The sequence below is a fragment of the Acinetobacter sp. LipI_15 genome, assembly GCF_058242865.1.
In genome coordinates this window covers 3,134,821-3,157,988 of record NZ_JBZAYN010000001.1, presented here as the reverse complement: position 1 = coordinate 3,157,988, position 23,168 = coordinate 3,134,821, and the positions used below count along the sequence as shown (strand labels likewise).

Here is a 23,168-nt window from a genome sequence, read left to right as displayed (position 1 = left end):
ATTCATCTAAGTGTTTTATAACGTGGTTTCATGGTACTTCTTGCTGTGTCGGATCGATAACCACGCAGTGATGGTTAAGGTCACCACAATAAAGCCGAGTGAAATCCAAATTGGCATGTGGAACACATCAAGCAACAGCATCTTAGCGCCAATAAATACCAGGATGATGATGCCCGAAGCTTAGTCCAAGTTTTCGTTGCAGAATAAAAAAGCCTTCTCGAAAGAAGGCTTTTATTCATCTAAGTGTTTTATAACGTGGTTTCATGGTACTTCTTGCTGTGTCGGATCGATAACCACGCAGTGATGGTTAAGGTCACCACAATAAAGCCGAGTGAAATCCAAATTGGCATGTGGAACACATCAAGCAACAGCATCTTAGCGCCAATAAATACCAGGATAATGCCCAGACCATATGGTAAGTAATGCATTTTCGATGCAGCACCAGACAAGAGGAAGAACATGGCACGTAGACCCAAAATCGCCATCAAGTTTGCAGTCAGTACAATAAACGGGTCAGAGGTAACCGCAAAGATCGCTGGGATTGAGTCAACCGCAAAAATGACGTCCGATGCTTCAACCAAGATCAACACTAAAAAGAGCGGCGTTGCCCACAAGACACCATTTTGACGAACGAAGAATTTATCTTCATGCATTTGAGGGGTAATACGCATGTGTTTACGTAGCCACTTCAAAATCGCCATATCTTCGATATCTTTGTCGTCTTCGTCTGAACCCTTAAGGAATTTAAAGCCGGTATACACCAAGAACGCACCGAAGAAGTACAGTACCCAAGAGAATTCTTGAACGAACCATGCCCCAATAAAAATAAAGATGGTACGCAGTACAATTGCGCCGAGGACACCGTAGAGCAACAGTTTACGCTGCAAAGCAGGTGGAATGGCAAAGGCTGCAAAAATCATGAGCCAGACAAAAACGTTATCAATTGCGAGTGATTTCTCGAGCAGATAACCAGCGAAATATTCCATGACTTTGGTGTTTGCAACAGCGACACCAGCGGTTTGCTGTAAGTAGAGCCACAATGCACCACCGAATAAGGTAGCCACAGAGACCCATGCAATACTCCAATAGGCAGCGGTTTTGACTTTGATTTCTTGGCCTTTGTTATTTTTAAAGCCTAAAAAGTCGATGAGTAGCATGATGGTGACTAAACCGAAAAATGCCAGATATAGCCATAATGAGCCAATCGTTTCCATGTGTATTCTCCACATCTAACAACCAGCCATAAAAAAACCTCGACCAGTTGCCAGACGAAATAAAACGCCTGAGACAACATGATCAAGGTCTTGCCTACATCGTACTATAATGATTTGCAGCAGCGATGCTCAGATACCGACTTTTTGCAAAGTGTAATGACGATATTCTGACACGTAAAACAAGGTTTACGTTTGGAGGAGGCTACTCCCCTTGTTCAAATTTTGTTTTGGACACTGTCCAAATATGCGGCAAAGCATGACAGTTTTTAGTACAAAGTGCAATCGGCAATTTGCGAATTCATTTAATGTGCCACGGGAGGATTAAAATCACCACGGTGTACTAACGCTAAGGCTAAAAGTGTGCCGATCACGGCGATGATTCCTCCGATCACACCAATAAAACTCAAACCGAAATGAACGCTGACGGTACCGCCCAAGAGTGCACCACCGCCAATCCCGACATTATAAAGTCCTGAATAGATAGCCATGGCGACATCGGTGGCGTCGGATGCGAGATGTAGTGTCTTTGACTGTAATGCGAGACTAAATCCAATGATACTCATGCCCCACAATAAGCACACTGCACTTACACCTGCAAAACTGAAAGAAACAGGAAGCAACAGCAGCATGGATAAAGCCAGTGTGGCTGTACTTAAAGGAATCGCAACTTTGGGATATTTCCCACCAAATTTTCCAAAGAGATAAGAACCTAGAAAGCCTGCTGCACCAAAGATTAATAACAACGTGGTGGTTTGCATGGAGTTAAATGCAGCAATGTTGAGCGAGAACGGTTCGATATAGCTATATGCGGTAAATTGCGCGCTAATGACGATAATGATTAATGCAAAGACCATCATTAAGCTTGGACGGTGAATAAACTGTTTTAGGCTGCTCAGTGAACCTGAGTTCAAACTCGGCAGTATTGGCAGCGTTTTGGCTAAAATCAGGCATACGATACTGGCGCCAATGCCAATCAGAGCAAAGGTATTTCGCCAACCATAGGCTTCTCCAACCATCCGCCCAAACGGAATACCGAGAACCATTGCCAAAGCTGTGCCTGTGGCCAAAAGACCCAAGGCCTGAAATTCTTTGCCTTTCGGCGCAACACGAACTGCCAGCGACGCAGTAATGGACCAAAAAAGTGCATGCGAGAAAGCAATGCCAATTCGACTGAGCAATAAAGTATTAAAGCTCCATGCGAAATACGACAGAATATGGCTGACAATAAACACCATAAATAAGCAAATCAGGAGCGAGCGACGTTCAATATTTTTGGTCAATAACATGATCGGCAAAGAAATCGGCGCAACCACCCATGCATACAGCGTAATCATGATGCCGACATCGGTCGCGGCTAAGCTAAATGTTTTGCCAATATCGCTGAGCAACGCGACAGGTACAAATTCAGTGGTATTAAAAATAAATGCTGCGAAAGCCAAAGCAATCACAGCCGTCCAAGAGCCAGAAGAAGCCATTTCGGAGGGAGAGGCAGACATGAGTGTCTTCAAATAAAAAAAGTGGCATATTTTACTATGCTCTATACACAAGCAGGAACCGATTTAAGCCCTGTACATGCGGTTTAAATTAATACAAAAACAACAGAGTTGGCCTGCATTACATGCCAATTTATAAAAAAATGGAGGAAATTTAAGATGTTTGTACAACAAGATGATGATCAAAAAAAAGGAGCTTTCTTTGTTGAGCAAGATTGGGAGCGTTTGGCAGAGATGACTTACTCATGGGCAGGCGATGATAAATTTATTATTGATCATACCGATGTCAGTGACAGCTTGCGAGGACAAGGTGTTGGGCGACATCTCCTCGATGCAGCAGTGAATTTTGCTCGGGAAAAGAACGTGAAAATTATTCCGCTCTGCCCTTTTGCAAAATCTGTATTTGATAAAGATGAATCGATTCGTGATGTTCTACGCTAATACGCTAAATTGTATAGCGTGATGTGAATTAATCATTTGGATAAATAAAAACAGCCTGATCGTATTGCAATCAGGCTGTTTTATTTGAAATCTAGTTGTGAAGTTGAATTAAGATCGTGATTTATACAGCGATACAACCAAGCAAGCTGCAGCAATCAGCAATACAAAGATGGCGACAATATAAAGGTCCATAATAAAAATATCCGGCAAATGTGATTTAATTGTTTTTTAATTAATGTGAAAGGTGTACGGATTTATTATCACCTACAGTTGAATATAGGTCGTTTAAGTTCTGTACCAATCACTTTCTCGTTTGTTACACGGTGTATTTTTTCATAAAAAGGAAGAAAAAACAGTGACTATGCAACATCAAGATAATGGTCAAAAAGGTGAATTTTTTCAGTTAAATGCTGAGGGTGTACGCCTTGCAGAAATGAGTTATCTATGGCGTGATGAACATACCATTGTGGCAAATCACACGTGGGTAGATGATTCCTTACGTGGGCAAGGGGTTGCTCGTGTACTATTGGATCATTTGGTGGAATTCGCTCGTGAGAAACACTTAATAATTATTCCAACCTGTTCTTATGTAGAGGTGATGTTTCGCCGAGACAAGACATTAGCCGATGTTCAAGCCTAAAAAAGCCCGCGATGCGGGCGTTTTATCAGTATGAAAATTTAAAAACTGCGTTGTGCTCAATTGAGCTTGAGTTTCAACACCGTTGATGGTGTTTTGACGATATGTGGCCACAATTGTAACAAAATCGAGCAGATCAATATTCCTAAAACCAAGCTTAAACACATGATATTTAATAAAGCAAAATCATTCAGCACGAAATAAATACTGCCAATGGTCATTATCATTAGTAAATAAATAAGATAGTGAGGAATCACGGTGCGCAGTGTTATTCCTAAAATAAATGAGCAAATAACGACATTAAAAAAATCTGAAACGCCAAAATTATTCAGTATGATCAAGGCAGCAAAATATACACAAGTGATCGATAAAAAAATGAGTAAATTTTTAAGCATGGTCGGCCTCTTTATTCATCTTCAAATGGAAATAATTTCATTGTTTTAATATGTATAAGTTTAAAAAAATGAAGGTGATATCGGTATACGTGATCTTGGTTTTCTGTTGTAAGTTAAAAAGCACATTTGATTAAAAAATATACAAATATTTACTCATCCTGTAGAACTTTCTACGTTAAAATCGTGCAAATACTTTAAGAATAAACACAATGATACAACTCTGTTATGCCAGTACACGTGTAGAACAACAATTTGATTTAATACAAGATTTAAGTGATATTTTGGTGAGAGCCCGCAGCTTCAATACCGAACAGCGTATTTTTGGCGTGCTGTACTATGCCGAAGGCCGGTTCTTCCAATGCTTGCAAGGTGAGCAAGCGGCTCTCGAACAGCTTTTTCAGCATATTGCGAAAGATACTCGCCATCGGGATATTGTGCGTTATCCTGATCAAAATATTGATCAAATCGATTTTTCAAAATGGTCGATGAAATATGTCAACCGACATAGTGAAATTGCTAGTTTGTTTCAGCGCTTTGGACATTCAAGCTTTCAACCCGACGTGCTCAATCTAGAACAAATTCAGGCGTTTTTAACGACATTGTTAAGATTAGAGAATGTTGAACAGCCGGTTAAGCTGGATTTAGGCTATAAAAACCGAGGCTATCAGCATTATTTTTAAGCTGAGTGTGAATAAAAAAAAAAGCCCGCGCAGCGGGCTTTTTTTATTTTATCTAGTGGGTTTAGGCTTTTAATGCACTGATCAACTTCTGATGTAAACCACCAAAACCGCCATTCGACATAATCACCACAGCATCGCCCTCGCCTGCCTCGCTTACGATGGTTTGAATGATCTCATCCAGTGAACGAGCCACCACAGCTTTATTCGCAGCAGCTTCAATCACAGGTTGTAAATCCCAATCCAAACCTTCAGGTTGATACCAAATCACTTCATCTGCTAAGCGTGCAGAATGTGCAAGCCCATCTTTATGGCTACCCATGCGCATGGTATTAGAACGTGGCTCGATTACCGCCCAAAGCTTACGTTGACCTAAACGCTTACGCGCACCTTCTAACGTGGTATCAATCGCCGTTGGGTGATGTGCAAAGTCGTCATAAACTTCAACGCCACGTACGGTACCCAAAAGCTCCATACGACGTTTTACACCACCAAAGTTCGAAAGCGCCTCACACGCCGTTTCAATCGAAACACCGACATGTTCAGCCGCAGCAATGGTTGCCAAAGCATTGGCTACACTGTGTTGCCCAGTCATATTCCATTTGACTTCGCCTTTTACCACACCGTGTTGTAATACTTTGAAGTGAGAACCATCGTTCGATAGTTGTTCTGCGTACAGTTCAGACTTTTCATTGGCATCTAAAGATGTACGCACGACAGGGGTCCAGCAGCCCATTTCCAAGACTTCATCAATATTTGTCTCTGTGATGGGCGCAATGATACGGCCTTCACTTGGAATAGTACGCACTAGATGATGGAATTGTTTTTGAATCGCCGCCAAGTTGTCGAAGATATCGGCATGGTCAAATTCAAGGTTATTTAAAATCGCTGTTTTAGGATGGTAATGTACAAACTTAGAACGTTTATCGAAGAATGCTGAATCGTATTCATCGGCTTCTACACAGAAATATTCACCACCGCCTAAACGTGCACTCTCAGTGAAACCCAATGGCACACCGCCAATCAAAAAGCCTGGTTCTAAACCTGCTTGATCGAGGACCCATGCCAACATGGTTGTGGTTGTGGTTTTACCATGGGTGCCTGCAACACCTAAGACATGTTTACCTTGTAGCACGTGATCTGCAAGGAACTGTGGGCCAGAAATATAAGGCAGGCCTTCGTTCAACATGTATTCCACAGCATCAATGCCACGTTTCATGGCATTGCCGACAATCACGAGATCTGGGTGTGGTTGAAGGTGGCTACGGTCATAGCCTTGCATTAAGGTAATGCCTGCATTTTCCAATTGGGTAGACATTGGTGGGTAAACGTTTTGGTCTGAACCCGTCACCTTATGTCCTAAATCACGCGCCAAGAGCGCCAATGAACCCATAAAGGTGCCACAAATACCCAAGATATGCAGATGCATTCGTTCTAACTCCACTGCTTTTATCGACACATCACTTTGTTATTGTGGTGTTGTCATTATAGATTTGGTTGAAAAGGTTAATTTCATTTGAGAGCAACCATAGCAAGGGTCTTAGGGAAAAGATAGATTTTTTTGTATGAGATCGTGCAAAAAGATTGAGCTCGTAACTGATCAAATGTACGCAATTTTCTTGAGGATAAAAACACGGAAAATAGGCGCGAAATCGTGATGAAAAACGTACAATATGCGCAAATTTTTGCGATCTTGATTGCTTATGTCACTTGCCCTGTTTTTATTGATTATTTCCAACTGTTTTATGACTTTGGCCTGGTATGGACATCTGAAATTTCTACATGATGCGCCGCTCTGGCAAGCGATTTTATTTGGATGGGCTATAGCATTACTCGAATATAGTTTTATGATCCCAGCAACGCGACTGTTGGCCAAACATGGGTGGTCTTTGGGTCAAATGAAAATCACACAAGAAGTCGTGACGCTATTGGTCTTCGTTCCATTTATGATTTTCCTTTTTAAACAACCCTTTAAGTTGGACTATTTGTGGGCAGGTTTATGCCTTTTTGGATGTGTCTATTTCGTGTTTCGCAGTGCTTAACTGATCCGATGCCGCATGGGGCTGATCATTTAAGTGAGGCGTGTTTGCAGGCATTTTTGAGGACTTTACTAAACTCACGGTCTCTTGGAGTGGGATCTTCATAGTCAAAGGCATAATCACTCTCACTGGTCAGTACAGTCATTTGACCGTCTGCTTCAAAGTTCATGAGTGCAAAAACATAGCTACACGATATTCTGAAATTGAATACATTTTATCACGGCCATCATCTGCTTTGTAATAGCCTGTCATCTTGACCGACTCACGTTCATCAATGATCGATTTTCCGGTGACTAAAAATTTTTCGTGGATGTAGCCGTTACTCTTAATCTGGCTGTTATAGCCTTTTTGTTTCTGTAAGAGGTTAAATTCTATTATAAATTGGCTGGTATTGAGTTGAACCAGTTGGGCAAAACTCTGAGAGCTTAAGGCTAAAGTGAGCAGGATGAAGATCTGTTTCATCTTTAAAGTGTCTTATAAATATTGATTTAATAAAAGTTTTTATAAAATTGAAAAAAATAAAAATAATTTTATAAAAATATTATGGAGTTTTCTCTTTAAAGACAACCGTTAAATTTTATTGAGATGAATTTTCAGTCTATAATATGGGGCTCTTATTAAAGCTTGGCTCTAGTCGAGATTTACTCTCTCTTACTTTAATCTCTGGAAACATTGCAATGAATGCGGCCGCTTCACAAGACACTCCTCTCGTTGGAATTATCATGGGTTCTCAATCGGATTGGGCAACGCTAGAAAACACTGCCAATATGCTCAAACAGCTTGGCGTCCCATTTGAAGCGGAAGTTGTATCTGCACACCGAACTCCAGATCGATTATTCGAATATGCTGAAACCGCACGTGATCGTGGTATTCAAGTGATTATTGCCGGTGCTGGCGGTGCAGCACATTTGCCTGGCATGTGCGCAGCGAAGACTGACCTACCTGTACTTGGCGTACCTGTGAAATCATCAATTTTAAACGGCGTGGATTCATTACTGTCTATCGTGCAAATGCCCGCAGGTATTGCCGTTGGTACTTTGGCGATTGGCCCAGCGGGTGCAACCAATGCAGCGATCATGGCGGCACAAATTTTAGGTTTAACACGTCCTGAAATCGCAAAGAATGTTGCAGATTTCCGCGCTGCGCAAACCGATAAAGTGGCGAGTAAAAATATTCCGGGTCAAGCTTAATTAAGGGGCATTTCTCATGGATAAAACCATTGGTATTTTTGGTGGTGGCCAGCTTGGTCGCATGATGGCGCAAGCGGCATTGCCTTTAAACATTCAATGCACCTTCTTTGAAGCGAGTACCGACTGCCCTTCTGCAGCGCTGGGTCCAGTGATTTCGACTCAAGCTGAAAATGGTTTGCAAGATTTCATTCAGAGCGCAGATGTTTTCAGCTTAGAGTTTGAAAATACTCCGTTAGCAGATGTTGATGTGTTGACCAAGAACAAAGCATTGCACCCACCGCGCCAAGCTTTAGCGATTGCACAGCATCGTTTGTCCGAAAAGGCTTTGTTTGATGAATTGGCTATCCCAGTTGCACCTTATAAGGCCGTGACATCTTTCGAGGGTTTACAAGCTGCTGTTGCTGAGTTGGGTTTACCCATCGTACTGAAAACATCGCGTGGCGGTTATGACGGCAAAGGTCAATTTGTGCTACGTAGCGCTGAGCAAATGGATCAAGCATGGGCTGAACTGGGCCCTGCTGGTGAATTGATTGCGGAAAGCTTTGTAACCTTCTCACGTGAAGTCTCAATCATTGCGGTGCGTGGTCAAGACGGTGATGTGAAAACATGGCCATTGGCGGAAAACCACCACCACAACGGCATTTTGTCGCATTCGATTGTGCCTGCGCCAAACAGCGCAGACTTACAACCAGTTGCGCAAGACTACATTACTCGCCTGCTCAATCATTTGAATTATGTCGGTGTTTTGACGCTAGAGCTGTTTGTGACAGATAAAGGCTTATATGCCAATGAGATGGCGCCACGTGTGCATAACTCGGGGCATTGGTCGATTGAAGGTGCAGTGTGTTCACAGTTTGAAAACCACATTCGTGCTGTAGCAGGTTTGCCTTTGGGTTCGACTGAAGTTGTTCGTCCAACGGTCATGGTAAACATCATTGGCCAACATCCGAAGTCTGAAGATGTATTGGCACTGAATGGCGCGCATTTGCATCTGTATAACAAAACAGAGCGTGAAGGCCGCAAAATCGGTCACATCACTTTAATGCCGAACGATACTGCTGAATTAACAGCTTTATGCCGTGCTTTGGCGAAAATTTTGCCGAATCCACTGGCACTTAGCGAAGATATGACCATTTAAACCTGTGTTTGAATGATAAAAAAGCGGTCATGCACATGGCCGCTTTTTTTATTGCTGTAGTTCGGGCATCATTGCGCCTCTTTGCAAAATCACACCGTTTATCGCTGAAACGATAAGAAACTATTGATCATAAAGTGTTCGTTTGTTTATAAATATTCTGCGCTAATCTTCGTATGGTTTTTTGTGTATCAATAGCCTGTGGTGTGTGTGAATCAAAATCAAAAATAACCAAAGCGTTTTGAATTCAAATTGTGTTTTTAAATTTAAACTATGAATTTGAATTCAAAAAATCCTATACGAAAAACAATGAATTCAAAGTTTATGAATTCAAATTTGAAAAAATGAATTCATTTTGCTGTGTTTAAATTTAAAAAATTTGAATTTAAAAGTTGATCAGACTTATTGGATCTGTAGAAAGTGCTTTTAAAATCTATAATATTTTGATTATTAGGGTGTGTTGACATTTACAGCCGATAAATTGAGCTAAAGAGGCAACCATATAAATATACAAGCTAAAGCAACAGCGCTTTGATAGTTACGTTTTAGCTTATCGTATCTTGTGGCAATTCCTCTAAATTGTTTTAATCTACAAAATGCATTTTCAACTAAATGTCTGATTTTATACATATACCAGTCCATATCATCATTGCTAGATTTGGCATTTGATCTTCGAGGAATGTTTGCTTTCGTATTACTTTCTCTAATTTTCTTTCTGAAACTTTCTGAATCATAGCCTTTATCTGCACATAGCATTTCTGACTCTGTTAAATCTAATTTTGATACAAGATCAGGTGCAACCTTAATATCATGTGAAGTTCCATCTGAAATAATAAATTCAATAGGATTACCATTTGAATCGATTGCTAAATGTATTTTTGAACTATTACCACCAATACTTTTGGAAATACTTTGATTCTTAATACCAGCTGAATGTTGATGCGCTCGTACATGGCTCCCATCGATAAAAATCCACTCTTTATCAGCATGCTGGCTGAATAATTTAAAAATATTCATAAACTTACTATTTTTAGACCATCGATTATATTTCTTAAAAATAGAATTTGATTTACCAAACTCTTGAGGTAAATCACGCCAAGGACAGCCTGTTCTAATTCGAAATAAAATCGCTTCAATAAAATTCCGTAAATTTAATTTGAGATAAATATTAAAGTGACGGAAAATAGCAAGTAACTTGGACCAGTGTTGATCATTTAGCATTGTTCGAGGCATAGCGAGTGTAAAATTGGGTTTGGCGATTTAATTTTACTATCTCGCTATTTTTTTAATCAACAAATGTCAACAGACCCTAATAATAAAAATGAATTTTTACCCCATTTTGCATTTGTGGATAATTTTTTATGCACCTAATTTATCTTTAAATTTAAAAGTTTTGAATTTAAATTTAAACCGGTGTTTGGTTTCTAATGAATTTAAAGTTGGGTTGTGGGTAACTACTTTTGAATTCAAATTTTAAAAATGAATTTAAATAAGTAGAAAATATGAATTTAAATTTACGTTTTGAACCTTTAACTTTTGCTTTGAGCTGCTATTGTTAAAGCAACAATTTAAATTCAAAAAAGATCTAGGGTATGAAGCATCACTTAGGATTTGTTTTCGGGACTGCTTTATTGGCAATAACTCAGGCAAATGCCGAGTTGATTATTAATGGTCAGTCTGTCAATGCGTCGAGCATGCCTACAACAAGCAGCATTTCACCACAAAATAACTTTCAAGGCTGTTTAGCTAATTTGCGCTCGCAAGCAATGAATGCTGGTGTGAGTGCGTCCACTTATGATCGCTATACACAAAATTTAACACCTGATTATTCTGTGATTGAAAAGCTCAACTATCAGCCTGAGTTTTCAACTCCGATTTGGGACTATCTGTCCGGTCTGGTAGATGAAGAGCGTGTACAACTGGGTCAGCAGAAATTGGCGCAGCATCGTGATGTATTAAACCGTGTCGCAGCGGCTTATGGTGTGCCTGCTGAAACCGTGGTCGCGGTTTGGGGTGTGGAGAGTAATTTTGGTGATATTGCGGGTAGCTATCCTTTATTACAGTCATTGGGCACTTTAAGTTGTGAAGGACGCCGTCAAAGCTATTTCCGTGGCGAGTTTTTTGCAGCCATGCGGATTTTGCAGCGTGGTGATTTAAATGAATCTCAATTGAAAGGTTCGTGGGCAGGTGCATTTGGTCATACCCAATTTATGCCGAGTACCTATGAAGAACTGGCCGTGGATTTTGATGGTGATGGCCGCCGTGATTTGGTATCGAGCACCACGGATGCGTTGGCATCTACAGCCAACTTCCTGAAAAAGCGTGGTTGGCAAACTGGTCAGCCGTGGGGCTTTGAAGTCAAAATTCCGGATGGCATGTCGATCAGTAGAGAAAGTCGCCGTAATAAAAAGTCATTAGACAGCTGGATGAATCGTGGTTTGCAGCGTGCCGATGGTACGCCGTTAATTCAAGGTAACCTTTCTGGATCGAGCCAAGCAGGTTTAATGGCACCGGCTGGGGCAAGTGGGCCTGTGTTCTTGGTGTTTAAAAATTTCGATGCAATCTACAGTTATAATGCGGCAGAGAGTTATGCATTAGCGATTGCGCATTTATCCGATCGCTTGCAAGGCAAGGGTGGCTTTAGTACGACATGGCCAACCGATGATCCTGGGACTTCACGTGCGGAACGACGAGAGATTCAACAGTTTTTACTTAACCGTGGCTATGACATTGGTAAAGTTGATGGATTAATTGGAGATAAAACCCGTCAAGCCATTCGACAAGAGCAAAATCGACTGGGTTTAAGTCCAACAGGACGTGCAGGGCAACAGATTTTACGCGCATTTCGCAATGAAAATGCGAAAAATATGATGCGTTAATTCATCAATAATAAAAAGGTCTGCAATTGCAGACCTTTTTTATATGTTTTTGACTCTTAAACCGCAGTGATTGTACCTAAGATACGATAGCCAGCAGCACCCGTCACACTTGGTAAATTTGCACTAAGCTGATTGACAAAGCGCATCGCCAACCAAGCAAAGGCCGTCGCTTCCACCCATGTTGGGCTTAAGCCTAAATCTGCGGTACTTTGCACCGTCCATCCATGTTTACGTAGACGCCAGCGCAGTTGTTCTAAAAGGTGCGAATTGTATGCACCACCACCACAGACATAGACTTCACCAGTATCCATATCAGAACGGTAAATGGCTTTTTTAATGGCACGTGTGGTGAGTTTCATTAAGGTTGCTTGAATGTTTTCTGGCGTATCTTCGAGTTCGTCATATTCGAGATCTCCACGCCAATCGAGAATCTGTTCATCTAACCATTCTAGATTGAAGTCTTCACGACCTGTACTTTTTGGCGGTTCTTTAGAGAAAAACTCATGCGCTTGTAAGCGGTCGAGCAGGCTGCGAATAGGCTGACCATAAGCCGCCCAGTTGCCATTTTCATCATACGGTTGACCAGTATAACGTTCGCACCATGCATCCATTAAAATGTTGGCAGGGCCTGTATCAAAGCCATAGACATCTTCAGGTTTGCCTGCAGGTAACATACTGACATTGGCGATGCCGCCCAAGTTTAAAATCACACGGTGAATAGTGTCATGTTGGAAAAGCGCTTGATGAAATGCAGGTACCAACGGTGCCCCTTGACCACCTGCAGCCATATCACGGCGGCGGAAGTCTGAAATCACAGGGATTTTAGTGAGTTCGGTAATAATATTGGGGTCGCCAATTTGCAGGGTAAAACCATGTTCAGGACGGTGGCGGATGGTTTGACCATGTGAGCCAATAGCCTTGATTTGACTACGATCTAGCTGATTCTTCTCGATCAATTCATTGATGCCATGACCGATCATTTGAGCTAAAGCAACGTCTGCCTTACCCATGCGATCAATTTCGTTATCATCAGGCAAAGTAAGTGCCATGAGTTCATCACGAAGGTCTGGGTCGAAGGGAAGTGTGAGCGTTGCATGAATCTCTAAAGGATCAAAAGAAGCAGCAACAATATCGACACCATCCATGCTTGTGCCGGTCATTACCCCAATGTAGATCGCTGTCATGATGATTCTTAAGCCTGCAATGTGCTGAAAAAGTGTTAGTATATCGCACAAATTGTATAACTGATCTATTTGGATTTTGTGATGTCAAATTTCCTGCCGGCTGAAGAACAACTTGCCCTCATCCAACGAGGCACACATGAGATTATTTCTGAAGAAGATCTTCTTAAGAAATTAAAGCAGAATCGCCCATTAAAAATTAAAGCGGGTTTTGACCCGACTGCACCTGATTTACATTTAGGTCATACGGTTCTGATTAATAAATTAAAAGTTTTCCAAGATTTAGGTCATGAAGTTTACTTCCTGATTGGTGACTATACAGCCATGATCGGTGACCCAACGGGTAAGAGCGCTACGCGTCCGCCGTTGTCTCGTGAAAAAGTTTTAGAAAATGCTAAAACTTATCAAGAACAAGTATTTAAGATTCTTGATCCAGCGAAAACTAAAGTTGTGTTTAACTCAGAGTGGTTTGGTCAAAAAACTGCTGCTGACTTGATTCAGTTAGCTTCACAGCAAACTGTGGCACGTATGTTGGAACGTGATGACTTCACTAAACGTTATAACAGCCATCAACCGATTGCGATTCACGAATTTTTATATCCATTGGTACAAGGTTATGACTCAGTTGCACTAGAAGCGGATGTAGAGTTAGGTGGTACAGACCAAACCTTTAACTTGCTGATGGGTCGTACATTACAAAGCCGTTATGACCAAGAATCTCAAGTGTGCATTACTGTGCCAATTCTTGAAGGTTTAGACGGCGTAAATAAAATGTCTAAATCTTTGGGTAACTATATTGCTGTATTTGATGCACCGGGTGCGATGTACCAAAAAGTGCTTTCAATGCCAGATGATTTGATCGAACGTTACTTTGACTTGTTGAGCTTTAAATCGATTGAAGAAATTCAACAGTTACTTAAAGAAGTGGCTGAAGGTCGTAATCCACAAGAAGTGAAGAAAATTCTTGCACTTGAATTGGTTGAGCGTTTCCATGGCGCAGAAGCTGCGGCAAATGCGCACAAAGGTGCAGGCAACTTGATTACTGAAGGTGAACTTCCAGAAGGTACACCAGAAGTGACTATTTCTCGTGGCGCATTTGGTGGTGAGATTTTCATTACTTCTATTTTGCGTGAAGCGGGTTTGACTAAAAATGCAGCTCAAGCAAAAGATGCAATTGGTCGTGGTGCAGTGAAAGTGGATTGGGAAGTGGTTGATGCAGGTTATGCTGTGTCAGAAAACAAAACTTTGATTATCCAAGCGAGCAAAAAAGCGATCGCAAAAGTAACTTTTACCGACTAATAAATTCTTGAATTTTTAGTTAAGTTATTGAATTAAAAGCAGGCTTCGGCCTGCTTTTTTTTACCAATTAATATATTAATAATATAAATAAGCAAATTCAAAAAAAACCTTATAAAAACAACACTTAAATTTTGCCAAATGTGTTGCATTTCTTGAATTTTATGTATAAGATTTATTCATCTAGAGAGATATATATACCATCTAGAGGGTACATAACGATAACTCCACTTTTTATAAGTCTCTTCCCCAAGGGACTCTTTTTTTAGTGAGTTAACAAATAACTATAATAACTACACGATGGATCGACTAAAGATTCAATTCTAAGGGAAAGATTTTGGGAGAGATCTTTCCCTTTTTTATTTGTAAAATTGAAGTATTCCTTTCAAAAGTCACATTTATTTCTGTATTAAAGACTTTAACCGCGCCAAAAAAAAGCCCGATTCAATCGAGCTTTAAAATGTTTCTACTTAGACAGATGTTCATGGAGCTTGGTTTTAGGGCTTAGAACCAAATTGAATGAAGCTTAATTTAGGCAAGATCCGCTTAACTAATGTTCCCACTAAAAGTGCGGTAATAATTGTGCCTTCACGTACTCCGATGACTTGATGTAAGACTAGCCAACTGCTGATAACCGCAATACTGACCAAGACAATGTCGCCATAGGTTTTACAGTTGCCAAAATCAAGGCGATAACGAATAGCAATGGCTTGATAGAGACCTTCTGCGGCTAAGAGGACTAGGCTGGCTTTGACCACTAAGCTCACACCTAAAGCGGTAATCAGGCAACTTGCCAAGCAAGCCAGGAGTTGAAGTGGGTAACTTTCTATGCTCCAGCCTTGGGTGAGCCACATTAAACCGTCAATAAATGCACCAAACAAAATTCCCACGGGTAATTGCAGCCACTGTATCCACTGAAAGCGTGATTTTAAGATCAGCATTTGCAGCAGTATCATGACGATGTGCATCAATACTGTTAATGTGCCGACGGTGAGTGGAAAGATATAGCTAAAGCTGTAGGGCACCGAGGAAATAGGGGGTGTCCCTAAATTTGAATGTATAGAGAGTACGACACCAAAAGCCAATAATCCTAATCCGCTTAATAGTAAGAATAAGCGTGGAAAAAACTGTGTTGGCATCCTGCACCTAAAAAATAAAAAGAGTGTACGTAAAACGCAGCCTGCACTCTATGCGTCTAAAGCCCAAAAATAGTGGCTTTTTATGACTGTGATCGTTAATAGTGATTATTCAAATAAAATAGGCTGTATTTTTATCAGCAAAAATGACTAAGCATGTAATTAAAATGATTTTTGCAAAAACAGGCCTTATGGAACAATGGTCAAAAATCAAAAAAGAGCAACAACATGGCGTATTACAATACCGATAATCATGATGAACAGATTGATCGAATCTTGAGGTATTTATTTGACTACCAAACTACACAGCATAAAAGAGCATTATTTTGTGAGGCGCAGCAACAATTACATGATTTGGATATCGCAGCACAGTACCAACTATTTGCATTGGTACGAGAACAACTCCCTCGGCGTGCCAAGCTGCTATTTTCTGCCGAGGATTTCAGTGGAAAGCAACAAGTCATCTTGGAAGTCATGCAACATTTAGCATATGAACGTTAAAAGAATGTTGGTAAATATAAAAATGCAAGCTAAAAAATGTCTATGAAGCTTGAATCGGTGTGATGACAGAAAAAAATGATGTGCTTTGAGGAAGAAAAGTAGACTAATGATTAATAAATAATCAAAGCTACTTTTATTAGACTTAAAAGCGCTGAAAAAGATTTGCTAGATATAAGAAATTTACTTAATTAAATATCGACTATTTGCTAAATATTTATAAAAAATGCTTAAAAAATAGGTAAAAGTGCAATTTTTTTAGCAAAAACGCTTATAAAAAATACATACGTGAAAAATATAGTGAATTGGGGGTTGCAATGATTCTGAAATGCTCTAGAATGCACCCCATACCGACGAGATAGACGGAAACGAACGAAACGCGAAGCGTTGAGTTGTTAAGTTTATCGAAGTCCAGCTTCTAGCATTGACGAGATGTTAGAAAGATCATTAAGAGATTATGAAGAACAACTTGTGTGGATTTTTACTGATTGATCGATCGAAATTATTTTCATTGATTAATGGTAGAAATTACTCGAAGTTTATTTGAGCAAATTTTTGTCAGTAATTGATGAGCCAAGATTGGTACACTATATGTACTATTGATTTTAAACTGAAGAGTTTGATCATGGCTCAGATTGAACGCTGGCGGCAGGCTTAACACATGCAAGTCGAGCGGGAATAGGTAGCTTGCTACCGATTTCTAGCGGCGGACGGGTGAGTAATGCTTAGGAATCTGCCTATTAGTGGGGGACAACATTTCGAAAGGGATGCTAATACCGCATACGTCCTACGGGAGAAAGCAGGGGATCTTCGGACCTTGCGCTAATAGATGAGCCTAAGTCGGATTAGCTAGTTGGTGGGGTAAAGGCCTACCAAGGCGACGATCTGTAGCGGGTCTGAGAGGATGATCCGCCACACTGGGACTGAGACACGGCCCAGACTCCTACGGGAGGCAGCAGTGGGGAATATTGGACAATGGGGGGAACCCTGATCCAGCCATGCCGCGTGTGTGAAGAAGGCCTTTTGGTTGTAAAGCACTTTAAGCGAGGAGGAGGCTACTTTGGTTAATACCTAGAGATAGTGGACGTTACTCGCAGAATAAGCACCGGCTAACTCTGTGCCAGCAGCCGCGGTAATACAGAGGGTGCGAGCGTTAATCGGATTTACTGGGCGTAAAGCGTGCGTAGGCGGCTTTTTAAGTCGGATGTGAAATCCCCGAGCTTAACTTGGGAATTGCATTCGATACTGGGAAGCTAGAGTATGGGAGAGGATGGTAGAATTCCAGGTGTAGCGGTGAAATGCGTAGAGATCTGGAGGAATACCGATGGCGAAGGCAGCCATCTGGCCTAATACTGACGCTGAGGCACGAAAGCATGGGGAGCAAACAGGATTAGATACCCTGGTAGTCCATGCCGTAAACGATGTCTACTAGCCGTTGGGGCCTTTGAGGCTTTAGTGGCGCAGCTAACGCGATAAGTAGACCGCCTGGGGAGTACGGTCGCAAGACTAAAACTCAAATGAATTGACGGGGGCCCGCACAAGCGGTGGAGCATGTGGTTTAATTCGATGCAACGCGAAGAACCTTACCTGGTCTTGACATAGTAAGAACTTTCCAGAGATGGATTGGTGCCTTCGGGAACTTACATACAGGTGCTGCATGGCTGTCGTCAGCTCGTGTCGTGAGATGTTGGGTTAAGTCCCGCAACGAGCGCAACCCTTTTCCTTATTTGCCATCGGGTTAAGCCGGGAACTTTAAGGATACTGCCAGTGACAAACTGGAGGAAGGCGGGGACGACGTCAAGTCATCATGGCCCTTACGACCAGGGCTACACACGTGCTACAATGGTCGGTACAAAGGGTTGCTACTCCGCGAGGAGATGCTAATCTCAAAAAGCCGATCGTAGTCCGGATTGGAGTCTGCAACTCGACTCCATGAAGTCGGAATCGCTAGTAATCGCGGATCAGAATGCCGCGGTGAATACGTTCCCGGGCCTTGTACACACCGCCCGTCACACCATGGGAGTTTGTTGCACCAGAAGTAGGTAGTCTAACCGTAAGGAGGACGCTTACCACGGTGTGGCCGATGACTGGGGTGAAGTCGTAACAAGGTAGCCGTAGGGGAACCTGCGGCTGGATCACCTCCTTAACGAAAGATTGACGATTGGTAAGAATCCACAACAAGTTGTTCTTCATGACGATGTATCTGAGGGTCTGTAGCTCAGTTGGTTAGAGCACACGCTTGATAAGCGTGGGGTCACAAGTTCAAGTCTTGTCAGACCCACCACTACTGACGAAGTATTTGAATAAAATACGGAAGCAAACAGAGAATCAGAAACATTGACTTATTGATAAGCTGGGGACTTAGCTTAGTTGGTAGAGCGCCTGCTTTGCACGCAGGAGGTCAGGAGTTCGACTCTCCTAGTCTCCACCAAATTTCAAGATTATAAAAGCAACGCTTTTACTTGAAATTTAAGCAAGAAGCTACGCTTCGCGCAGTATGTGATCATGCAGTGTTGAAGTTGTTTAGTCCTTAAGCGATCAAGTGTTTAGGTTATAGAGCTTAGCAACAAAGTGGCGTATGATTCGCTTCATTGTTATTAAGCTCTGTGATTTATCACAGTTTCCTGACCTGACGAAGGCTGGAAAAATCATTAACAGAATATATTTGAGTTGAAATAATTTGTTCATACTCGTTTGATTTAACCTAACAAGCAATTGTGAAAGTTGAATGAAATGAGTTACTAGCGAAATTAACTGAATCAAGCGTTTTGGTATATGAATCTAATTGAAGCTGTACAGTGATTAAGTTCACGAGACTCTAACTGTGGCAATTAAGTTTGCGACGCGAAATACAACTTGTATGTATTAGCGACTGTTTGGGGTTGTATAGTCAAGTAATTAAGTGCATGTGGTGGATGCCTTGGCAGTCAGAGGCGATGAAAGACGTAATAGCCTGCGATAAGCTCCGGGGAGGCGGCAAATATCCTGTGATCCGGAGATTTCTGAATGGGGAAACCCACCCGCTATAAGGCGGGTATCATAAACTGAATACATAGGTTTATGAGGCGAACGAGGGGAAGTGAAACATCTCAGTACCCTTAGGAAAAGAAATCAATTGAGATTCCCTCAGTAGCGGCGAGCGAACGGGGAAAAGCCCATTAAGTTATCTAAGCTTTAGTGGAACGCTCTGGGAAGTGCGACCATAGTAGGTGATAGTCCTGTACGCGAAAGGGCTTAGATAATGATGTCGAGTAGGGCGAGGCACGTGAAACCTTGTCTGAATATGGGGGGACCATCCTCCAAGGCTAAATACTCCTGACTGACCGATAGTGAACCAGTACCGTGAGGGAAAGGCGAAAAGAACCCCTGTGAGGGGAGTGAAATAGATCCTGAAACCGCATGCATACAAGCAGTGGGAGCCAACTTGTTTGGTGACTGCGTACCTTTTGTATAATGGGTCAGCGACTTACATTCAGTAGCAAGGTTAACCGATTAGGGGAGCCGTAGAGAAATCGAGTCTTAATAGGGCGTTTAGTTGCTGGGTGTAGACCCGAAACCGGGTGATCTATCCATGAGCAGGTTGAAGGTTGGGTAACACTAACTGGAGGACCGAACCCACTGTCGTTGAAAAGCCAGGGGATGACTTGTGGATAGGGGTGAAAGGCTAATCAAACTCGGTGATAGCTGGTTCTCCCCGAAAGCTATTTAGGTAGCGCCTCGGACGAATACCATTGGGGGTAGAGCACTGTTTCGGCTAGGGGGTCATCCCGACTTACCAAACCGATGCAAACTCCGAATACCAATGAGTACTATCCGGGAGACAGACTGCGGGTGCTAACGTCCGTAGTCAAGAGGAAAACAATCCAGACCGCCAGCTAAGGCCCCAAAATTATAGTTAAGTGGGAAACGATGTGGGAAGGCATAGACAGCTAGGAGGTTGGCTTAGAAGCAGCCACCCTTTAAAGAAAGCGTAATAGCTCACTAGTCGAGTCGGCCTGCGCGGAAGATGTAACGGGGCTAAAACTATATGCCGAAGCTGCGGATTTACACATTAGTGTAAGTGGTAGGGGAGCGTTCTGTAAGCCGATGAAGGTGGATTGAGAAGTCTGCTGGAGGTATCAGAAGTGCGAATGCTGACGTGAGTAACGACAAAACGGGTGAAAAACCCGTTCGCTGAAAGACCAAGGGTTCCAGTCCAACGTTAATCGGGGCTGGGTGAGTCGACCCCTAAGGCGAGGCCGAGAGGCGTAGTCGATGGGAAATTGGTTAATATTCCAATACTTCAGTGTAATGCGATGAGAGGACGGAGAAGGTTAAGTCAGCCTGGCGTTGGTTGTCCAGGTGAAAGGAAGTAGGCATGTATCTTAGGCAAATCCGGGGTACTCTATGCTGAGATCTGACAGCAAGCTGTACTTGTACAGTGAAGTGGCTGATACCATACTTCCAGGAAAAGTCTCTAAGCTTCAGTTACACTGGAATCGTACCCGAAACCGACACAGGTGGTCAGGTCGAGTAGACCAAAGCGCTTGAGAGAACTCTGCTGAAGGAACTAGGCAAAATGGTACCGTAACTTCGGGAGAAGGTACGCTGCTTTTGGTGATGGAACTTGCTTCCTGAGCTGAGAGCAGCCACAGAAACCAGGCCCCTGCAACTGTTTATTAAAAACATAGCACTCTGCAAACACGAAAGTGGACGTATAGGGTGTGATGCCTGCCCGGTGCTGGAAGGTTAATTGATGGGGTTAGCGTAAGCGAAGCTCTTGATCGAAGCCCCAGTAAACGGCGGCCGTAACTATAACGGTCCTAAGGTAGCGAAATTCCTTGTCGGGTAAGTTCCGACCTGCACGAATGGCATAATGATGGGGGCGCTGTCTCCAGCAGAGGCTCAGTGAAATCGAAATCGCCGTGAAGATGCGGTGTACCCGCGGCTAGACGGAAAGACCCCGTGAACCTTTACTGCAGCTTGACATTGAACTTTGATCTTACTTGTGTAGGATAGGTGGGAGGCTTTGAAACCGAGACGCTAGTTTCGGTGGAGCCAATCTTGAAATACCACCCTGGTAATATTGAGGTTCTAACTCTGCTCCATGATCTGGAGCGAGGACCATGTCTGGTGGGTAGTTTGACTGGGGCGGTCTCCTCCTAAAGAGTAACGGAGGAGTACGAAGGTGCGCTCAGCGTGGTCGGAAATCACGCGTAGAGTATAAAGGCAAAAGCGCGCTTAACTGCGAGACCCACAAGTCGAGCAGGTACGAAAGTAGGTCTTAGTGATCCGGTGGTTCTGTATGGAAGGGCCATCGCTCAACGGATAAAAGGTACTCTGGGGATAACAGGCTGATACCGCCCAAGAGTTCATATCGACGGCGGTGTTTGGCACCTCGATGTCGGCTCATCTCATCCTGGGGCTGAAGCAGGTCCCAAGGGTATGGCTGTTCGCCATTTAAAGAGGTACGCGAGCTGGGTTTAGAACGTCGTGAGACAGTTCGGTCCCTATCTACCGTGGGCGCTGGAAATTTGAGAGGATCTGCTCCTAGTACGAGAGGACCAGAGTGGACGAACCTCTGGTGTACCGGTTGTGACGCCAGTCGCATCGCCGGGTAGCTATGTTCGGAAGGGATAACCGCTGAAAGCATCTAAGCGGGAAGCCTACCTCAAGATAAGATTTCCCTTGGACTTTATGTCCACTAAAGAGCCGTTGAAGACTACGACGTTGATAGGTTGGATGTGGAAGTGCGGTGACGCATGAAGCTGACCAATACTAATTGCTCGTGAGGCTTGACTATACAACACCCAAACAGTTGTTGTATAAAAGCTCAATTGATTCGATATTAAGCAAAATAACTTGATTTAGTTAACGCTTAAGAACAAAATACTGCAACTCAGATATGATCTGTTAATAACTCATTTGGTAGAAAACTTAGCACGAAGAGCACTGCTCTGAGATTAGACTAAGCAAGTATCCATAACAGTTGTGCTGGCGACAATAGCAAGAGTGAACCACCTGATCCCTTCCCGAACTCAGAAGTGAAACCTCTTAGCGCTGATGGTAGTGTGGGGTTACCCATGTGAGAGTAAGTCATCGCCAGCTCATTATTCGAAACACCCCCTGACTAGTGCAGGGGGTGTTTTTTATGCGTGATGAAAAGGGAAGAAAAAAATAATAAGAAAAGCAGAAAGACAAACTGGGAAATGATAGATATTTAAAAATAATACGGCTAAACAGCGCTAAAAATTTACATCAAGGTGAGTCTATATTCTTTATAGTGAAGTTCAGTCTCCAATGTATAAAAACAATAGGATGTGCAAATGCTCCAAGATCTCAATGAAGTCTCTATTTTAGAGATATTGCAGCAACGCTTTGAGGCAAATATGCAGCGTCATCCAGAATTGCTTTGGGATGATGTTAAAAAACAATTGATTGCACAGCCCTCAAAACTAAAAACTGTAATCGAAATGGAAAAAACAGGGGGTGAGCCAGATATTGTGAGGCTGAATCGGCAATCTCATGACCTGATATTTTATGATTGCAGCTTAGAGTCGCCAAAGCCTAAACGACGCATATGTTATGACCGTGATGCCTTGGAGAATCGGAAGGATCATCCTCCCAAAAATAACGTAATAGACATGGTTCGAGACATCGGTGCTGAGCTGCTTACAGAAGAGGACTATCGAGCGATACAGCAAGTTTTTCATTTCGATTTAAATACTTCGAGCTGGATCGTGACGCCAGCAGATATTCGGCAAAAGGGTGGGGCACTGTTTTGTGACTGACGTTATGATCATGTATTTAGCTACCATAATGGCGCACAGTCATATTATGCGTCTCGTGGATTTCGCTGTAAGCTGGTGATTGCTTAATCTCAGCGCTATCAAGGTATTTAAAACAATCTAGAGTATTCAAACAAACTTTTCTAAAGATATATTTTCGTTTGTTTTTTAGACATTTAAATTTTTTCTC

The 23,168-nt window shown here is 42.4% G+C and carries 18 protein-coding genes, 2 tRNA genes, 3 rRNA genes and 1 pseudogene; 15 read left to right on the top strand and 9 right to left on the bottom strand.

From position 1 onward, the window contains the following. Nucleotides 1–15: 15 nt before the first annotated feature. The 3 genes from AC4CU0_RS14985 to AC4CU0_RS14975 form a co-directional block, all read right to left on the bottom strand. The gene (locus AC4CU0_RS14985) at nt 16–141 is read right to left on the bottom strand and encodes a hypothetical protein (protein ID WP_490743428.1); all 126 of its coding nucleotides are present in this window, start codon (nt 139–141) and stop codon (nt 16–18) included. Nucleotides 142–248: 107 nt separating this feature from the next. Continuing rightward, entirely contained in the window at nt 249–1,214 is a 966-nt protein-coding gene (locus AC4CU0_RS14980) for a TerC family protein (RefSeq protein WP_078189519.1), read from the bottom strand. A gap of 302 nt (nt 1,215–1,516) precedes the next feature. Next, nucleotides 1,517–2,710: a sugar transporter gene (locus tag AC4CU0_RS14975; RefSeq protein ID WP_490743427.1), complete on the bottom strand. Its 1,194-nt coding sequence runs from the start codon at nt 2,708–2,710 to the stop codon at nt 1,517–1,519. Between the two features lie 132 nt (nt 2,711–2,842). Between AC4CU0_RS14975 and AC4CU0_RS14970 the strand changes: the two genes are divergently transcribed. The 3 genes from AC4CU0_RS14970 to AC4CU0_RS14960 all read left to right on the top strand — a co-directional run bounded on the left by AC4CU0_RS14970 (nt 2,843) and on the right by AC4CU0_RS14960 (nt 4,860). Continuing rightward, nucleotides 2,843–3,148: a GNAT family N-acetyltransferase gene (locus AC4CU0_RS14970; RefSeq protein WP_490743522.1), complete on the top strand. Its 306-nt coding sequence runs from the start codon at nt 2,843–2,845 to the stop codon at nt 3,146–3,148. A gap of 313 nt (nt 3,149–3,461) precedes the next feature. Continuing rightward, nucleotides 3,462–3,788 (top strand): GNAT family N-acetyltransferase, encoded by a 327-nt coding sequence (locus AC4CU0_RS14965; RefSeq protein WP_257225408.1) that lies wholly within the window; start codon nt 3,462–3,464, stop codon nt 3,786–3,788. A 601-nt stretch (nt 3,789–4,389) separates the two neighbouring features. Next, nucleotides 4,390–4,860 carry a BLUF domain-containing protein gene (locus tag AC4CU0_RS14960; protein ID WP_180109492.1) on the top strand — a complete coding sequence of 157 codons (471 nt, stop codon included), beginning with the start codon at nt 4,390–4,392 and terminating at the stop codon, nt 4,858–4,860. A gap of 61 nt (nt 4,861–4,921) precedes the next feature. Here AC4CU0_RS14960 and mpl read toward each other — a convergent pair whose 3' ends face one another. Then, the gene (mpl, locus tag AC4CU0_RS14955; protein WP_490743426.1) at nt 4,922–6,286 is read right to left on the bottom strand and encodes a UDP-N-acetylmuramate:L-alanyl-gamma-D-glutamyl-meso-diaminopimelate ligase; all 1,365 of its coding nucleotides are present in this window, start codon (nt 6,284–6,286) and stop codon (nt 4,922–4,924) included. 274 nt (nt 6,287–6,560) lie between these two features. On the opposite strand from mpl, the gene AC4CU0_RS14950 reads away from it, so the two are divergent. Further along, a complete protein-coding gene (locus AC4CU0_RS14950) occupies nt 6,561–6,899 on the top strand; it encodes a DMT family protein (protein ID WP_078189529.1) in 339 nt (112 codons plus the stop codon). A gap of 25 nt (nt 6,900–6,924) precedes the next feature. On the opposite strand, the gene AC4CU0_RS14945 is transcribed toward AC4CU0_RS14950, so the two are convergent. Both AC4CU0_RS14945 and AC4CU0_RS14940 read right to left on the bottom strand, forming a co-directional pair. Next, nucleotides 6,925–7,065: a hypothetical protein gene (locus AC4CU0_RS14945; protein ID WP_227591843.1), complete on the bottom strand. Its 141-nt coding sequence runs from the start codon at nt 7,063–7,065 to the stop codon at nt 6,925–6,927. Beyond that, the gene (locus AC4CU0_RS14940; protein WP_490743425.1) at nt 7,062–7,358 is read right to left on the bottom strand and encodes a hypothetical protein; all 297 of its coding nucleotides are present in this window, start codon (nt 7,356–7,358) and stop codon (nt 7,062–7,064) included. Before AC4CU0_RS14940 ends, AC4CU0_RS14945 begins: the two co-directional genes overlap by 4 nt. Nucleotides 7,359–7,573: 215 nt before the next feature. Here AC4CU0_RS14940 and purE point away from each other — a divergent pair, with 215 nt between their 5' ends. Together purE and AC4CU0_RS14930 are read left to right on the top strand one after the other, a co-directional pair. Beyond that, nucleotides 7,574–8,086, top strand: a complete 513-nt coding sequence (gene purE, locus AC4CU0_RS14935; RefSeq protein WP_078189531.1) for a 5-(carboxyamino)imidazole ribonucleotide mutase — start codon at nt 7,574–7,576, stop codon at nt 8,084–8,086. 16 nt (nt 8,087–8,102) lie between these two features. Beyond that, nucleotides 8,103–9,224 (top strand): 5-(carboxyamino)imidazole ribonucleotide synthase, encoded by a 1,122-nt coding sequence (locus tag AC4CU0_RS14930; RefSeq protein WP_111886091.1) that lies wholly within the window; start codon nt 8,103–8,105, stop codon nt 9,222–9,224. A gap of 483 nt (nt 9,225–9,707) precedes the next feature. On the opposite strand, the gene AC4CU0_RS14925 is transcribed toward AC4CU0_RS14930, so the two are convergent. Beyond that, entirely contained in the window at nt 9,708–10,454 is a 747-nt protein-coding gene (locus AC4CU0_RS14925) for an IS5 family transposase (protein ID WP_026056797.1), read from the bottom strand. Nucleotides 10,455–10,813: 359 nt separating this feature from the next. Here AC4CU0_RS14925 and AC4CU0_RS14920 point away from each other — a divergent pair, with 359 nt between their 5' ends. Beyond that, nucleotides 10,814–12,100 (top strand): lytic murein transglycosylase, encoded by a 1,287-nt coding sequence (locus AC4CU0_RS14920; RefSeq protein ID WP_490743424.1) that lies wholly within the window; start codon nt 10,814–10,816, stop codon nt 12,098–12,100. A 56-nt stretch (nt 12,101–12,156) separates the two neighbouring features. On the opposite strand, the gene AC4CU0_RS14915 is transcribed toward AC4CU0_RS14920, so the two are convergent. Next, nucleotides 12,157–13,284 carry an anhydro-N-acetylmuramic acid kinase gene (locus tag AC4CU0_RS14915; protein WP_490743423.1) on the bottom strand — a complete coding sequence of 376 codons (1,128 nt, stop codon included), beginning with the start codon at nt 13,282–13,284 and terminating at the stop codon, nt 12,157–12,159. 63 nt (nt 13,285–13,347) lie between these two features. Between AC4CU0_RS14915 and tyrS the strand changes: the two genes are divergently transcribed. Continuing rightward, nucleotides 13,348–14,580, top strand: a complete 1,233-nt coding sequence (gene tyrS / locus AC4CU0_RS14910) for a tyrosine--tRNA ligase (protein ID WP_171262600.1) — start codon at nt 13,348–13,350, stop codon at nt 14,578–14,580. 494 nt (nt 14,581–15,074) lie between these two features. On the opposite strand, the gene AC4CU0_RS14905 is transcribed toward tyrS, so the two are convergent. Further along, complete coding sequence (locus AC4CU0_RS14905; protein WP_490743422.1) at nt 15,075–15,716, bottom strand: YczE/YyaS/YitT family protein; 642 nt, start codon at nt 15,714–15,716, stop codon at nt 15,075–15,077. Nucleotides 15,717–15,941: 225 nt separating this feature from the next. Between AC4CU0_RS14905 and AC4CU0_RS14900 the strand changes: the two genes are divergently transcribed. The 7 genes and pseudogenes from AC4CU0_RS14900 (at nt 15,942) to AC4CU0_RS14870 (ending at nt 23,068) form a co-directional block, all read left to right on the top strand. Then, nucleotides 15,942–16,214 carry a hypothetical protein gene (locus tag AC4CU0_RS14900; RefSeq protein WP_180042222.1) on the top strand — a complete coding sequence of 91 codons (273 nt, stop codon included), beginning with the start codon at nt 15,942–15,944 and terminating at the stop codon, nt 16,212–16,214. 604 nt (nt 16,215–16,818) lie between these two features. Next, nucleotides 16,819–18,357 (top strand): 16S ribosomal RNA (locus tag AC4CU0_RS14895). 61 nt (nt 18,358–18,418) lie between these two features. After that, nucleotides 18,419–18,495, top strand: a tRNA-Ile gene (locus AC4CU0_RS14890). Between the two features lie 71 nt (nt 18,496–18,566). Beyond that, nucleotides 18,567–18,642: transfer RNA gene (locus AC4CU0_RS14885), tRNA-Ala, on the top strand. Between the two features lie 457 nt (nt 18,643–19,099). After that, nucleotides 19,100–21,993 (top strand): 23S ribosomal RNA (locus AC4CU0_RS14880). A 190-nt stretch (nt 21,994–22,183) separates the two neighbouring features. Continuing rightward, nucleotides 22,184–22,298: ribosomal RNA gene (rrf, locus tag AC4CU0_RS14875) — 5S ribosomal RNA — on the top strand. The 16S, 23S and 5S rRNA genes sit together here with 2 tRNA genes alongside, the layout of an rRNA operon. A gap of 218 nt (nt 22,299–22,516) precedes the next feature. Beyond that, nucleotides 22,517–23,068: pseudogene (locus AC4CU0_RS14870) on the top strand (DUF4256 domain-containing protein). The last annotated feature ends 100 nt before the right edge of the window (nt 23,069–23,168 follow it).